This is a genomic window from Devosia sp. SL43 (assembly GCF_021729885.1).
Lineage (GTDB): Bacteria > Pseudomonadota > Alphaproteobacteria > Rhizobiales > Devosiaceae > Devosia.
Genome location: NZ_CP063401.1, coordinates 1,735,010 through 1,749,881, shown reverse-complemented (window position 1 = coordinate 1,749,881; position 14,872 = coordinate 1,735,010). Strand labels below are relative to the sequence as shown.

Below are 14,872 nucleotides of genomic sequence, written 5' to 3'. Positions count from 1 at the left end.
CGCGCCACCAGAGGCGTGCCTCTTTGACCACGATCAAAGATAATTGGAACGTTCCAAATTTGTCAAGGGTCGCGCTTGATGATGTTTGAGCGGGGCTCGATGGAGAAATGGCGGACCCTTCTTGAGATTTGTGCGAGGGTGCCGTACTTGATGATTGGATTCTAGTTGGTGCATGGATCGTTCCAGCTGTCGGCGTAAGGCTCTTCGGCCCAAAACCAGCGTAATTTGAGCTCGTGAACAGGTGCCCGGGCGCTACGGAGAGCGGCTCGGGTAAGCTATGGTCGGGCGATGGACTGTGGACCCGGCATAGGGCGGCATAGAGCTGCACTAACCTCTCTGGAGTGCCGGATTTCAGCGATTGGAGACATATTGGTGCATCACCGGTGACAACCAAAAAGTCCATTACCGTCATAGATGTTGCCAAGGCGGCCGGTGTCTCCAAGTCGACCGTATCGCTGGTGCTGCAGGGCAATCCGGTGGTTCACGAGGCGACCCGCGAAAAGGTGCGCAATGCCATCGAGCGGCTCGGCTATGTCTACAATCGCGGCGCCGCCAATATGCGTATGCCGAATTCGAAGATCATCGGCATTGTGGTCAATGACCTGACCAACAGCTTCTTCGCCGAACTGGCTGTGGGCATGGATTATGTCCTGCAGTCGGCAGGCTATGTTCAACTGCTCGCCCATACCGGAGAGGATGTCGCGCGGCAGCGCGAGGTCATGGCCTCAATGCGCGAACATGGCATTGCCGGCATGATTATCTCGCCGGCACGGGGGACCACGATCGCGGACCTCAAGCCGATCATCAGCCATGGCATACCCGTCGTGGTCGCTATCCGCGGGGTGCCGGGCGCCAAGGTGTCGTCCGTGCTTTCTGACAACTATGCCGGCGCGCGCATGGGAGTGGAACATCTGATCGGCCTCGGGCACCGACGCATAGCCTTTCTGGGCGGTTTCCCAGACATCCAAGTGTTCGAAGAACGCCGGCAAGGATATCTCGATGCCCTTTCAGCAGCCGGCATCGATGTCGATCCCTCTTTGGTCGTGCCGTCGGCTCCCTCACGCGCGGGGGGTATCTCGGCGATCGACAAGCTGTTCGCGGCGGGCAGCGGTAGGGCGACTGCGGCACAATGTTTCAATGATGCGGTGGCCTTCGGGGCCATGGATGCGCTGCGCGCCCGCCGCCTGGAGCCCGGCGCAGACTTTTGCGTGGTCGGATTTGACGACGTGATCGAGGCCGGTTCCTCCATCCCGAAGCTGACTACCATCGCGGTGGATCCGCAAATGATTGGCCAGCGGGCGGTGGGCCTGCTGCTCCGGCAGATCACGGCGCAGCGGATCGAAGTCGATACCTTCCGTACCCCTGTGCGACTGGTGGTTCGCGACACGACTCGGGCCAGAGTGTCGGACACGGTCTGACACCTATCCTGCCCAGGAGAATTTCTGGAACGATCCAACCGTTCTGCTCATGCGATCGCTGATCGGCGACCGGCAAACGGCCCGTTCAGAGGGCGGTATGAGCAACAATATCATATAGATAACGAGGACTCTCCTGGAGCCTATCGACTCGTCAGTTCAATGAGTTGACAGATTTGGAACGATCCAATAGAACGATCCAACAGCAAGAGTTCGAACAATCGAACAGGAAGGCGAGGATACTTGCATGCAGGAGTTTGGGGTGAGGGGCGTCCATGGAGATTGCGTTGGTGCCGCTTGGAATTCACGGCGCATAGCCTGGCTCGGCCTTGGCCGGCGACTCGTCCCCCAACATCGTTCCCCGCTCCCCGGCATGCCGTTGCAGACGCGAGCGCTTACCGGGTCGTGGTGTAGCGCAATATGAGCAAGGTCATTTCAGTTCAGGCGGCGGCACAGCTCATTCCCGATGGCGCGGTGGTGACGGTTTCATCATCATCGGGGCTGGGGTGTCCGGACCGGACCCTGCAGGCCATTGGCGAACGCTTCGAGGCGACCGGCCATCCCCAAAACCTGACTACGCTGCACCCGATCGCTGCGGGGGACATGAGCGGCATCATGGGCATCGACCACCTAGCGCGCAAGGGCCTGCTCAAGACGATCATCGCGGGGTCGTATCCATCGGGTCCATCCAGTGCCGAGCCGCCGCTGATCTGGCAGATGATCGGGAACAACGATGTTGAGGCCTACAATATTCCCTCAGGCATTCTCTTCGACATGCATCGAGAGGCGGCGGCCAAGCGCCCCGGTGTCTTTACCAAGGTTGGGCTTGATACCTTTGTCGATCCGCAGCAGCAGGGCTGTGCGATGAATGCCGCTGCAGGTGCCACTCCAGTGGTGCGGCGTGTTGAGTTTGATGATCAGACCTGGCTATTCTTCAAGCCGATCATCCCCCATGTGGCGATCATACGCGCCACCACCGCTGACGAGCGCGGCAACCTGACCTACGAGCATGAGGGCGCCTATCTGGGCGGCTTCGACCAGGCCCTTGCTGTCCGCAACAATGGGGGCGTGGTCATCGCGCAGGTCAAGCGCATCACCAAGGACGGCTCGCTGCGGCCGCATGACGTACGCGTCCCGGGCATCCTGGTGGATTATGTCGTGGTCGATCCCGACCAGAAGCAGACCACCCAGACGCTCTATGATCCAGCCATTTCGGGCGAGATTATCCGACCGCTCGATAGCTTCCGCCTGCCCGAACTCAGCATCCAGAAAGTGATCGCCCGCCGCGTGGCACAGGAGCTTGAGGCAGGCAGTGCCGTCAACCTGGGCTTCGGCATCTCGGCCAATGTGCCGCGCATCCTGCTCGAAGAGGGGCTGCATGGCGCGGTGACCTGGGTCATCGAACAAGGCCCGGTCGGCGGGGTGCCGCTGCTCGACTTTGCGTTTGGCTGCGCTGCAAACGCGGAGGCCTATGTACCCTCGCCACACCAGTTCACCTATTTCCAGGGCGCCGGGTTTGACGCCTCGCTGCTGAGCTTTCTCGAAATCGACCGCACCGGCTCGGTCAACGTGTCGCGCCTGAGCTTCCGTCCGCATGTGACGGCGGGTGCGGGGGGCTTCGTCGATATCACCGCCCGCGCCAGGAAGATCGTGTTTTCCGGCATGTTCAACGCCGGCGCAAAACTTTCCATGGCCGATGGCAGACTGGTCATCGAGAAGGAAGGCAAGCTCAAGAAGCTCGTCAACCAGGTCGAGCACGTCACCTTCTCGGGCCGCCGCGCCATCGAGCAGGGGCAGGACATCACCTATGTCACTGAGCGCTGCGTGATGGTGCTCCGTCCCGAGGGTATCATGCTGACCGAAATCGCGCCGGGGGTGGACCTGGAGCGCGACGTGCTGGCGCAGTCCGAGTTCCCGCTTTTCGTCTCGGCCGACCTCAAGGTCATGGATGCCAACCTGTTCGGCGAGGGGTCAATCGGGCTCAGCCTGCCGGTCAAGCCAGCGAGGCAGGTCCATGTCTGAACGCATTTCCCTCGCCGTCGAGAATGCCGCGGCCACCCTGACGGTGGATCGGCCGGACAAGCTCAATGCTTTTGACCTCGACATGCTGCGCGAGCTTGCCGGTGCCTGCGATCGCATCGATGCTCTCCTGACGATCCGTGCGGTAATCCTCACAGGCGCCGGCAAGGCTTTTTCGGCGGGTGGGGACATCAAGGCCTGGGGCGCCATGTCGCCGGAAGCGTTTGGCTTTGAATGGGTGCGCTTCGGCCATCGCGTGTTCGACCGGCTGGCCGGATTGCGCGTGCCGGTGATCGCCGCTCTAAACGGACATGCTCTTGGCGGCGGACTGGAACTCGCTGGGGCGGCCGACATCCGTATTGCCGAGCGGCACATCAAGATCGGCCTGCCGGAAACCGGCCTTGGGATGATCCCGGGCTGGTCAGGCACTCAGCGCCTGGCGCGGCGGTTCGGCACGCAAGTGGTGCGGCGGATGGTGCTTGGGGGCGAGACGCTGACCGCGGAGGAGGCGTTGTCCCTGGGCGTCGTGGATCATGTCGTGGACAGCGGAGCCTCTCTGGCTTTCGCTCAGGACTATGCTGCCGCCATTGCTCGGCGCGGGGGCGCTGCTGTGCAGACCGCCAAACTGCTGATTGCGCTGGCCGAGGGCGAAGGCGGTGGGAGCGCTGCCGAGACACTGGGTTCCATCCTGGTGGGCGGGACCGTGGATCGCTCCGAGGGGGTCACCGCCTTCGCCGAAAAACGCCAACCAAATTTCAAGGGAGACTGGTCATGACCGTCCATCTGCGCCCCCGTCCCCTCGCTGATCGCGCTGTCCGCGAATTCAAGATGTTCATCGACGGGCAGCACGTGTCCGGCAGCGATGGCCGAACCATGGACCGCGTCGGACCGGCGCATGGGGTCGTGGTCTCGCGCTACCACGTGGCCTCGACCAAGGATGCCGACCGCGCCATCGCCGCGGCCCGCCGCGCCTTCGACGAAGGAGACTGGCCGCGCCGTACCGCCGCTGATCGGGCCCGTGTATTGTTGCGTGCTGCTGAGATCATCGAGGCGCGCGCGGACGAGATTGCGCTGCTCGACACCCTGGAATCGGGCAAGCCGATCTCCCAGGCCAAAGGCGAGATTGCGGGCTCCGTGGACATCTGGCGCTATGCCGCCGCACTGGCGCGCGACCTGCATGGCGAGAGCTACAACACGCTGGGGGACGGTACCCTTGGCGTGGTGCTGCGCGAGGCCATCGGGGTGGTCTCGATCATCACGCCGTGGAACTTCCCCTTCCTCATCGTGTCGCAGAAGCTGCCCTTTGCCCTCGCCGCTGGCTGCACCTGTGTCGTCAAGCCAAGCGAGCTAACCTCCGGTTCGACATTGCTGCTGGGCGAAATCCTCACACAGGCGGGGCTACCCGCCGGCGCCGTCAACATCATTGCCGGAACGGGCGCCGAGGCTGGGGCGCCGCTCACCAGCCACCCCGACGTGGACATGGTTTCCTTCACCGGTTCGACCGGGATCGGCAAGCTGACCATGAGCAATGCCGCAGCGACACTCAAGAAGGTATCGCTCGAACTGGGTGGCAAGAACCCGCAGGTCGTCTTTCCGGATGCGGACCTCGAAGCCTTCGTCGATGCGGCCGTGTTCGGGGCTTATTTCAATGCCGGCGAATGCTGCAATGCCGGATCGCGCCTGATCCTGCATGCCGATATTGCCGACGAGGTTGTGGCGCGCATCGCCGAGCTGTCGCGCCAGGTGCGGGTGGGCGATCCGCTCGATCCGACAACCAAGGTAGGCGCCATCATCTCGACGGCGCATCTCGACAAGATCGCGAGCTATGTCGATGGCGCCACGCGCGCCGGTGCGACTGTATACGTGGGCGGCGGTCCGCTCGACCTGGGCGCTGGCCAATTCATGGCTCCCACCATTCTTACTGGCGTCCTTCCCGACATGGCTGTGGCACGCGAGGAAGTGTTCGGCCCAGTTCTCTCGGTGTTGACCTTTGGCACCACCGAGGAAGCCATCAACATCGCCAACGCGATCGACTATGGGCTCTCCGCTTCAGTCTGGAGCCGCGACATCGACACATGCCTGGCCATCGGGCGCCGGGTGCGCGCCGGTACGGTCTGGGTCAACACCTTTATGGATGGCGCTTCTGAGCTGCCTTTCGGCGGCTACCGCCAATCTGGCCTTGGCCGCGAGCTCGGGCGCCACGCCGTCGAAGACTACACCGAAACCAAGACGCTGAACCTGCATATCGGCGCCCGCACCAATTGGTGGGTGCCGCGCACATAGCGCCAAAGCAATCCCTGCCGGGCATTCCGGCAGAGGGAGGAGCGCAGGCTTTCGGGCCTGCTTAATGCCTGCATAGGGAGAACAACGATGCGTAGGCTTATGACGACCACGGCGATTGCCGTTCTGATGGGGACTGCCCTTGGCGTTCCCGCTCATGCCCAGGATCAGGGCGTAGAAGTGCTGCACTGGTGGACCTCAGGCGGCGAAGCCGCCGCTTTGCAGGTGCTCAAGGATGGCCTGTTTAGCGAGCAGGCCATTACCTGGGAAGACATGCCCGTCGCTGGTGGCGGTGGTGGCGACGCCATGACTGTGCTGCGCGCCCGCGTCACGGCCGGCAATCCGCCGACCGCCGTGCAGATGTTGGGCTACGACATTCTCGACTGGGCCCAGCAGGACACGCTGGGCAATCTCAACGACGTTGCTTCGGCACAGGGTTGGGATGCCGTGGTGCCGACCGCGCTGCAGCAGTTTTCCAAGTATGAAGGCAACTGGATCGCCGCCCCGGTCAATGTCCACTCCACCAACTGGCTGTGGATCAACAAGGCGGCGCTTGATGCTGCGGGCGGTGCTGGGCCGGCCACGTGGGACGAATTTATCGCACTGCTCGACGCCTTCAAGGCGCAGGGCATCACCCCACTCGCCCATGGCGGCCAGCCCTGGCAGGAAGCCACTGTCTTCGACGGCGTCGTACTGTCGCTGGGCACAGACTTCTACAAGGCTGCCTTTATCGACCTTGACCCGGCGGCGCTGGGCGGCGCGCAGATGAAGGAAGCCTTCGACCGCATGACCACGCTGCGCGGTTATGTGGACGAGAACTTCTCGGGCCGCGACTGGAACCTGGCCTCGGCCATGGTCATCAATGGCGAAGCCGGCGTCCAGATCATGGGCGACTGGGCCAAGGGCGAGTTCATCAAAGCTGGCAAAGTGCCAGGTACCGACTTCGTCTGCATGCGCTTTCCAGGCACGCAGGGATCGGTGACTTTCAACTCCGACCAGTTCGCCATGTTCAATGTGAGCGAAGAGCGCCGCGTGTCGCAGATGGCCATGGCTGCAGCCATCATGGATCCGGCCTTCCAGTCGGCATTCAACGTGGTCAAGGGTTCCGCCCCGGCCCGCACCGACGTTTCGGATGCAGCGTTCGACGACTGCGGCAAGAAGGCCATCGCCGATCTCGCCGCGGCCAATACCAGCGGCACGCTGTTTGGCTCTATGGCCCATGGCCACGCCAACCCCGCCGCCGTCAAGAACGCCATTTATGACGTGGTGACCCGCCAGTTCAACGGCGACCTTTCTTCGGAAGACGCCGTGGCCGAACTGGTCGCTGCAGTAGCCGCCGTTCAGTAGTCCTCCAACGCGGGACGACCAAAACGGTCGCCCCGCGCCTCCCGGGCCCATCCCCTCGTCCGACTGCAATCGCTGGGGGATGGGTTCCGTGAAATTCCAATAGGGAGTAACAGCGGTGAACATCAAGGAACAAGCGCAGGCTTGGCTGCCGCGGCTGGTCATCAGCCCCAGCGCCGCCCTCGTGCTGGTCTTCGTCTACGGGTTCATCCTGTACACGGGCTACCTGTCGGTAACCGACAGCAAGATGCTGCCGTCCTACGGCTTTGTCGGACTGGAAAACTACCAGAAGCTCTGGGCGCTGCCACACTGGCACAAATCGCTGGCCAATCTGGGCATTTTTGCCGGGCTCTACATCGTCATCTCGTCGGTGCTGGGGCTGGGTCTTGCCATCCTGCTCGACCAGAAAATCCGCGCCGAAGGCGTGCTGCGGCCGATCTATCTCTATCCGATGGCGCTGTCGTTTATCGTGACCGGCACCGCATGGAAGTGGTTCCTCGATCCCGGCATCGGCCTGCAGAACACAGTGCAGCTCTGGGGTTGGACGGACTTCTCGTTCACCTGGATCAAGGACTCCAACCTCGCCATTTATTGCGTGGTTCTTGCTGCTGTCTGGCAGTCATCCGGCTTCGTCATGGCGATGTTCCTGGCGGGACTGCGTGGCGTCGACAACGAGGTGATCAAGGCCGCGCAAATGGACGGCGCCTCTACCGGCACCATCTATCGGCGGATCATTATCCCGCTGATGCGGCCCGTATTTCTGTCGGCTTTCGTGGTGCTCGCGCACCTCGCCATCAAGGCCTATGACCTGGTCATTGCGCTGACCGGCGGCGGACCCGGCCAGGCCACGCAGCTGCCTGCTACCTTCATGTATTCCTACACCTTCACCCGGAACCTGATGGGCATTGGCGCAAGCTCGGCGATCATCATGCTGGTCATGATCTTCTCGATCATCGTGCCCTACCTCTATTCCGAACTTCGCGGGGAGAAGCGCTGATGAGCCAGTCCGGCCCAGCCAATGCGATCAGCCACAACCGCCTGACGCGCGGCCTGATCTACGCGGCGCTCCTCTTCTTTGCCGCCTTCTACCTACTGCCGCTCTACGTCATGGTGGTCAATTCGCTGAAGCCGCTCGATGAGATCCGGCAGGGCGGCATGCTCAACCTGCCGCAGGTTTGGACCCTTGACCCCTGGCTGTCGGCCTGGTCGACCGCCCAGATCGGCGTGCAACCCACCGGCTTGCGGCCTTACTTCATCAACTCCATCCTCATGGTGGTGCCGGCCGTCTTCATTTCCACCATCCTCGGGTCGCTCAACGGCTATGTGCTGACCAAGTGGCGCTTCCCGGGACATCAGATCGTCTTCGGCATGCTGCTGCTGGCCTGCTTCATCCCGTTCCAGATCGTGCTCATCCCCATGGCCCGCGTGCTGGGCATGCTGAACCTGGCGGGCACCACGGCAGGGCTGGTGCTGGTGCATGTGGTCTATGGCCTGGGTTTCACCACGCTTTATTTCCGCAACTACTATGAGGCCTTCCCGACTGAGTTGGTGCGGGCGGCGCAGATCGACGGGGCAGGGTTCTTCCAGATCTTCCGGCGCATCATGCTGCCCTCGTCCGGACCCATCATCGTGGTCTCGGTCATCTGGCAGTTCACCAACATCTGGAACGACTTCCTGTTCGGCGCCGCTTTTTCAGACGTCACCTCGACGCCCATGACCGTGGCGCTCAACAACCTCGTCAGCTCATCCACGGGCGTCAAGGAATACAATGTCCACTTTGCCGGCGCGATCCTCGCTGCGCTCCCCACCCTCATCGTCTACCTGGTTTCAGGCCGCTACTTCGTGCGCGGGCTGATGTCGGGTGCGGTCAAAGGATGACTGCCATGTCCTTCCTCTCCATCAAGAATCTCTACAAGTCCTATGGCGCCGTCTCCATCCTCAAGGACATCAACCTCGAGATCGAGGAGGGCGGCTTTCTCGTGCTGGTCGGCCCATCCGGTTGTGGCAAATCCACATTGCTCAACACCATTGCCGGGCTCGAGAGCATCACGTCGGGCGAAATCCAGATCGCCGGCCGGTCGGTGGCCGGGCTACACCCCTCCAAGCGCGACATCGCCATGGTGTTCCAGTCCTACGCGCTCTACCCGAACATGACGGTGCGCGGGAACATCGCCTTCGGCATGGAAGTGCGCAAAGTCCCCAAGGCCGAGCGGGAAGTGGCGATCAAGGAGGTCTCCGACATCCTCCAGATCGGTCACCTCCTCGATCGCAAGCCGAGCCAGCTCTCGGGTGGCCAGCGCCAGCGAGTCGCCATGGGACGCGCCCTGGTGCGACAGCCGCAGGTGTTCCTGTTCGACGAGCCGCTCTCCAACCTTGATGCCAAGCTGCGCGTGGATATGCGCACCGAGATCAAGCGGCTGCACCAGCGCCTGGGCACCACCATAGCCTATGTGACGCATGACCAGATCGAGGCCATGACGCTGGCCACCAAGATCGCTGTGCTCAAGGATGGCGTGCTGCAGCAGTTCGGCACGCCAGCCGAGATATACAACCGGCCGTCCAACCTCTTCGTGGCTGACTTCATGGGGTCTCCCGCGATGAACCTGCTGCCGGCCCGCGTCGAGACGGCAGCGAGCGCAGTGGTCTGCGTTGTCGAGCGTCCTGGCTTTCCCGCGCTATCCTTGCCCGTCGGTGACATGGGAGCGGCGCTGACGCCATTTATCGGCAAGGAAATCGTCTTCGGAATTCGTCCTGAGGCGCTGACCGACCCTGACGGGGCCGATCGCAATGCGAAGAATGTGGTCGATGGCGAATGCCTGATCGACGTGGTGGAGCCCGCCGGCTCGGACACATTCGCGGTCACGCGTCTTGGTGGCAAGGAAGCAACCGCCCGCCTGCGGGCCGATGCTCAGGTACGGCCGGGCGAACGGGTCATGCTCACCTTCAACCTCGACAAGGCCGTGTACTTTGATCCGGCAACGCAGAAGCGCATCGGCTGACCATGACCGAGCGTCCCGACATCGTCATTGTCGGCTCCGGCATCGGGGGCGCCACCATCGCGGCGGGGCTCGCCCCGACTGGGGCGCGCATCGTGATCCTCGAACGCGGCGACCGCCTGCCGCAACGGCCGGAGAACCGGGATGCCCGTGCCATCTTCCAGCGCGGCTTTTTCCGGCCGGATGAAACCTGGTTCGACGGGCAGGGTACTCCGTTCCAGCCGGGCAACTACTACAATGTCGGCGGCAATTCGAAGTTCTACGGCGCCGTGCTGTGCCGCTTCCGGCGCGAGGACTTCCTCGCCATGGAGCATCAGGACGGCACCTCGCCTGCCTGGCCGTTCGACTATGACGAGATCGAACCGTGGTACACGCGCGCCGAACAGCTCTATCAGGTGCGTGGGGATGCGGCGCAGGATCCGACCGAGCCCTTCCACTCGGTCCCCTATCCGCACCCGCCTGTGCCCGACGAAGGCCCAGTGGCGGCGGTGCGCGAAAGGCTGGCTGCCATGGGTCTCACCCCCTATGCCCTGCCGTTGGCCATCGATCTCGACCGCTGGCTGGCCAATGGCAAGACACCCTGGGACGGCTATCCGGACAGCATTTCAGGCGGCAAGCTCGACGCGGAATCCGGACCACTGGCCGAGGCCCTGCGTCATCCCAATGTGACGCTGCTGACCGGTGCACATGTTCGGCGCCTCGTGACCGAACCGGGTGGAAACAAGATTGCGTCGATTACATACGAGAGGGGTGGCCGGACAGTCTCATTGCAGGCCCCCCAGTTCATCCTGTCGGCTGGGGCGATACAATCGGCGGCGCTGCTGCTGTCCTCCTCGACGGATGACCACCCGCAAGGACTGGCCAACAGTTCGGGGCAGGTGGGGCGCAACTTCATGAACCACAATGCCACTGCCGTTGTGGCTGTGAACCCGCGCTTCCGCAATACCGCGATCTACCAGAAGAGCTTTGGTCTCAACGATTATTACCTGTCCGACGGCAGGGGCGGGCCGCCTTTGGGCAATGTGCAATTGCTGGGCCGCATGGGCGGAGCTATCCTGAAATCCGGCATGCCGCTGGTGCCAGAGGCCATCCTGCAACTGGTGGCCAAATTCGGCATCGACTTCTATGCCATGAGCGAAGACCTGCCCTCGCCGGACAATCGTGTTCGCATCTCTGGCGACCGGCTGACGCTGGAGTGGAAGAAGACCAATCTGGCGGCGCATGAGAAGCTGGTGGCCACTCTCAAGCAACATCTGCGCGATGCGGGGTTTCCCTTTGTCTTCGCCAAGCCCTTCGACAAACGCACCCCGTCCCATCAATGCGGCACGGTTCGCATGGGCAACGACCCGAGTGACGCCCCTCTGGACCCTTTCTGTCGGGCCTATGACCACCCGAACCTCTTTGTGGTCGATGCCGGCTTCTTCCCATCGTCCGCAGCACTCAACCCGGCCTTGACGATCGCGGCCCAGGCCTTGCGCGTTGCGGATCACATTGCCAGCGAGGATATTGGCCGATGACCAAGGCCCTCCGTCTCACTCAGCGATTTTCCCTCGAGGCCAGCGGATAGCGCCATGACCTACGACTACATCATTACTGGCGCTGGCCCTGCCGGTTGTGTTCTGGCACACCGGCTCAGCGAAGACCCCACCGTCAAGGTATTACTACTTGAAGCCGGCGGCTCGGACCGGCACCCGCTGTTCCACATGCCGGCCGGCTTTGCCAAGATGACCAAGGGCGTCGGCAGCTGGGGCTGGTCAACCGTGCCCCAGAAGCATCTGGGAGACCGCGTCCTGCGCTATACACAGGCCAAGGTGATTGGCGGCGGCTCCTCCATCAACGCCCAGATATACACGCGCGGCAATGCCGCGGACTATGATTCTTGGGCGAGTGAGGAGGGTGCCGAGGGCTGGGACTATCGCCACGTTCTGCCCTATTTCAAGCGGGCCGAGGACAATCAGCGCTTCGCCGACGACTATCATGGCTATGGTGGGCCACTTGGCGTCTCAATGCCATCGGCGCCACTGCCCATCTGCGATGCCTATATCCGGGCTGGGCAGGAATATGGCATGCCCTACAATCCCGATTTCAACGGCAGGCAGCAGGCAGGCGTGGGCTACTATCAGCTGACGCAGCGCGACCAGCGGCGCTCCTCGGCGGCGATGAGCTATCTCGCGCCCATCCGTAGCCGTAAGAACCTGACGATCAGGACCGGCGCGCATGTGCACCGAATCCTGCTCGAAGGCCAAAGGGCGGTGGGCGTGGAATATGCCGAGCGCGGGCAGATGCTAACCGCGCGCGCCAACCGCGAGGTGATCGTCTCGTCCGGCGCCATCGGATCGCCCAAACTGCTGCTGCAATCCGGGATCGGCCCGGCGGGACATCTGCGCTCGGTGGGTGTGCCGGTGACGCATGACTTGCCCGGCGTTGGCGGCAATCTGCAGGATCACCTCGATCTCTTCGTCATTGCCGAATGTACCGGCGACCACACCTATGATGGTGTGGCCAAGCTGCATCGGACCCTTTGGGCCGGCATCCAGTATGTGCTGTTCAGGACAGGCCCGGTCGCATCGAGCCTCTTCGAGACAGGTGGCTTCTGGTATGCCGACAAGGCGGCGCAGGCGCCCGACATCCAGTTCCACCTGGGCCTGGGTTCAGGGATCGAGGCCGGCGTGACGCGGCTGCGGAATGCCGGAGTCACGCTCAATTCGGCACATTTGAGACCGCGTTCACGCGGCACAGTGCGCCTGTCCGCTGCCGACCCCACAGCTGCGCCGCTGATCGATCCCAACTACTGGGCTGATCCATATGACCGAGCCATGTCGCTCGAGGGTCTCCGCATGGCGCGCGAGATTTTCCGGCAACCCGCCCTTCGGTCCTACATACTCGATGAGCGCCTGCCGGGATCGGACAAGGTCTCGGACGAAGCTTTGTTCGACTATGCCTGCGCCAGTGCCAAGACCGATCACCACCCGGTGGGCACCTGCAAGATGGGCGTGGACGATATGGCGGTGGTGGACCCGCAACTGCGGGTACGCGGACTGACCGGCCTCAGGGTCTGCGACACCTCGATCATTCCCCGGGTCCCATCCTGCAACACTAACGCACCAGCCGTGATGGTCGGCGAAAAGGGCAGCGACCTCATTCGCGGCCTCGATCCCCTGCCGCCGCAACTATTCCGCGCCAATCTCAACGAAGCTCCCAGCATCGGCCGCTAAGGCGCCCGGCCCGATATCGACAACAAGGATGCGCCAATCCCGGAGGACTAACACATGCCCAATTTGGAACGTTCCAAACTTCCTTTCGCGTCGGCTGTCTGCCTTTCCTGTTTGCTGACAGGGTCGGCTATGGCCCAGAGTTCGGTTGAAGTGATGCACTTCTGGACATCGGGCGGGGAGGCCGCCGCACTGTCCGAAGTCAAGGCAGCGGTTGAAGCCCAGGGCGTGACCTGGCTCGACGCCCCAATCGCCGGCGGCGGCGGCGAACAGGCCATCACTGCCATGAAGGCGCGCAACGCGGCCGGCAACCAGCCCGCGGCAATGCTGATGCTGGGCTACGACATCAAGGATTGGGCCGGCGCCGGCATGCTGACCGATCTCAAGGACGTCGCCGAAGCGGGAAACTGGGCCGAAATCCTGCCCGACCCCGTCAAGGAGTTCACCTATATCGACGAACGCTGGGTGTCGGCGCCGACCAACGTGCATCGCGTCAACATGGTCTGGGCGTCCAAGGCCGCATTCGAAGCCATCGGCGCCGAACCGCCCACGAGCTGGGAGGAGTTCAATGCCCTTGCCCAGCGCTTTGCCGAGGCCGGCATCATCCCGCTGGCCCATGGCGGCCAAGCCTGGCAGGACCTGACCCTGTTCGACAGCGTGGCACTCGGTATCGGCGGTCCCGATTTCTATCGGAAGGCCTTCATCGACCTGGACGCTGAAACCCTCGGCGGCGAGACTATGGTGCAGGTGTTTGACCAAATGCGCGTGCTTAGCGGCATGGTGGACGCGAACTTCGCCGGGCGTGACTGGAACCTAGCAACTGCCATGATCATCGAAGGCAAAGCCGCGATGCAGATCATGGGCGACTGGTCCAAGGGCGAGTTCACCAATGCCGGCAAGGTGGCAGGCGAGGATTACCTGTGCTTCCCTTCGCCGGGCACAGATGGCGACTTCGTGTTCCTGGTAAACTCCTTCTCGATGTTTACCCAGCCCAGCGACGAAGCACGCGCTGGGCAGGCGATCCTTGCCAATGCGATCATGGATCCCGAAGTGCAGCGCAAGTTCAACATCGCCAAGGGGTCTATTCCGGCGGTCAAGGGCGTTTCCACCGAGGGCTTCGACCAATGTGCCCTCGACGCCATAGCCGATTTTGAGGCCGCTGCGGTATCGGGTACGGCCTTGCCCACTGTTGCGTTCACTCATGCCGCGCCAAGCGCCGTCGTGGGTGCCATCAGCGATGTGGTGACCACCCACTTCAACTCCGACGCCTCTTCGACCGAAGCGGCGAACATGCTCGCCGCCGCTGTCGATTCATTGCGCTGAAGCAGCTGATGGGCCGCCCGCTGATTCGGCCGGCCCATTGGACCTAGTGAACATCCTGCTGGACAGAATCCGTCACCTCTTCGGGCCACATCCTCGCCAACCTGCTCCGCAGGCCCTGAATAATGTGCACTCGCTGCGCCGCCCATGTCGTTCGTCGAACCGATACCAGCAGCATCCCATGGCGGAAGTTGTGCGCACCATACCGTGACTGGCCATAAGTGCCTGCAATGGCGGGCTGCTGATTAAGTGCTGAACGGCGGCTATCGAACTCACGGCACCGAAA

The 14,872-nt window shown here is 62.7% G+C and carries 11 protein-coding genes; all 11 read left to right on the top strand.

Features of this window, described 5'->3' with window-relative positions:
• Positions 1-383 precede the first annotated feature (383 nt).
• The 11 genes from IM737_RS08590 (at position 384) to IM737_RS08540 (ending at position 14,589) form a co-directional block, all read left to right on the top strand.
• Positions 384-1,418: a LacI family DNA-binding transcriptional regulator gene (locus IM737_RS08590; protein ID WP_236899502.1), complete on the top strand. Its 1,035-nt coding sequence runs from the start codon at positions 384-386 to the stop codon at positions 1,416-1,418.
• 417 nt (positions 1,419-1,835) lie between these two features.
• Complete coding sequence (locus IM737_RS08585) at positions 1,836-3,437, top strand: acyl CoA:acetate/3-ketoacid CoA transferase (protein WP_236899501.1); 1,602 nt, start codon at positions 1,836-1,838, stop codon at positions 3,435-3,437.
• Entirely contained in the window at positions 3,430-4,209 is a 780-nt protein-coding gene (locus IM737_RS08580; RefSeq protein WP_236899500.1) for an enoyl-CoA hydratase/isomerase family protein, read from the top strand. Before IM737_RS08585 ends, IM737_RS08580 begins: the two co-directional genes overlap by 8 nt.
• Positions 4,206-5,717: an aldehyde dehydrogenase family protein gene (locus IM737_RS08575; RefSeq protein WP_236899499.1), complete on the top strand. Its 1,512-nt coding sequence runs from the start codon at positions 4,206-4,208 to the stop codon at positions 5,715-5,717. Before IM737_RS08580 ends, IM737_RS08575 begins: the two co-directional genes overlap by 4 nt.
• Positions 5,718-5,804: 87 nt before the next feature.
• Positions 5,805-7,061, top strand: coding sequence for an ABC transporter substrate-binding protein (locus IM737_RS08570; protein WP_442874179.1), 1,257 nt, complete (start codon positions 5,805-5,807; stop codon positions 7,059-7,061).
• Positions 7,062-7,176: 115 nt separating this feature from the next.
• A complete protein-coding gene (locus IM737_RS08565; protein WP_236899498.1) occupies positions 7,177-8,055 on the top strand; it encodes a carbohydrate ABC transporter permease in 879 nt (292 codons plus the stop codon).
• Complete coding sequence (locus IM737_RS08560) at positions 8,055-8,936, top strand: carbohydrate ABC transporter permease (protein ID WP_236899497.1); 882 nt, start codon at positions 8,055-8,057, stop codon at positions 8,934-8,936. The genes IM737_RS08565 and IM737_RS08560 overlap by 1 nt, the downstream gene beginning before the upstream one ends.
• 5 nt (positions 8,937-8,941) lie before the next feature.
• Positions 8,942-10,057, top strand: coding sequence for an ABC transporter ATP-binding protein (locus IM737_RS08555; RefSeq protein WP_236899496.1), 1,116 nt, complete (start codon positions 8,942-8,944; stop codon positions 10,055-10,057).
• 2 nt (positions 10,058-10,059) lie between these two features.
• Positions 10,060-11,571: a GMC oxidoreductase gene (locus IM737_RS08550; RefSeq protein ID WP_236899495.1), complete on the top strand. Its 1,512-nt coding sequence runs from the start codon at positions 10,060-10,062 to the stop codon at positions 11,569-11,571.
• A 54-nt stretch (positions 11,572-11,625) separates the two neighbouring features.
• Complete coding sequence (locus IM737_RS08545; RefSeq protein ID WP_236899494.1) at positions 11,626-13,269, top strand: GMC family oxidoreductase; 1,644 nt, start codon at positions 11,626-11,628, stop codon at positions 13,267-13,269.
• Between the two features lie 129 nt (positions 13,270-13,398).
• A complete protein-coding gene (locus IM737_RS08540; RefSeq protein ID WP_236899493.1) occupies positions 13,399-14,589 on the top strand; it encodes an ABC transporter substrate-binding protein in 1,191 nt (396 codons plus the stop codon).
• The last annotated feature ends 283 nt before the right edge of the window (positions 14,590-14,872 follow it).

Excerpts from the sequence above, each read along its gene's own strand:
- IM737_RS08585 (WP_236899501.1), top strand. The coding sequence starts at position 1,836 with ATGAGCAAGGTCATTTCAGTTCAGGCGGCGGCACAGCTCATTCCCGAT.
- IM737_RS08580 (WP_236899500.1), top strand. The coding sequence starts at position 3,430 with ATGTCTGAACGCATTTCCCTCGCCGTCGAGAATGCCGCGGCCACCCTG.
- IM737_RS08575 (WP_236899499.1), top strand. The coding sequence starts at position 4,206 with ATGACCGTCCATCTGCGCCCCCGTCCCCTCGCTGATCGCGCTGTCCGC.
- IM737_RS08570 (WP_442874179.1), top strand. The coding sequence starts at position 5,805 with ATGCGTAGGCTTATGACGACCACGGCGATTGCCGTTCTGATGGGGACT.
- IM737_RS08560 (WP_236899497.1), top strand. The coding sequence starts at position 8,055 with ATGAGCCAGTCCGGCCCAGCCAATGCGATCAGCCACAACCGCCTGACG.
- IM737_RS08555 (WP_236899496.1), top strand. The coding sequence starts at position 8,942 with ATGTCCTTCCTCTCCATCAAGAATCTCTACAAGTCCTATGGCGCCGTC.
- IM737_RS08550 (WP_236899495.1), top strand. The coding sequence starts at position 10,060 with ATGACCGAGCGTCCCGACATCGTCATTGTCGGCTCCGGCATCGGGGGC.
- IM737_RS08545 (WP_236899494.1), top strand. The coding sequence starts at position 11,626 with ATGACCTACGACTACATCATTACTGGCGCTGGCCCTGCCGGTTGTGTT.
- IM737_RS08540 (WP_236899493.1), top strand. The coding sequence starts at position 13,399 with ATGGCCCAGAGTTCGGTTGAAGTGATGCACTTCTGGACATCGGGCGGG.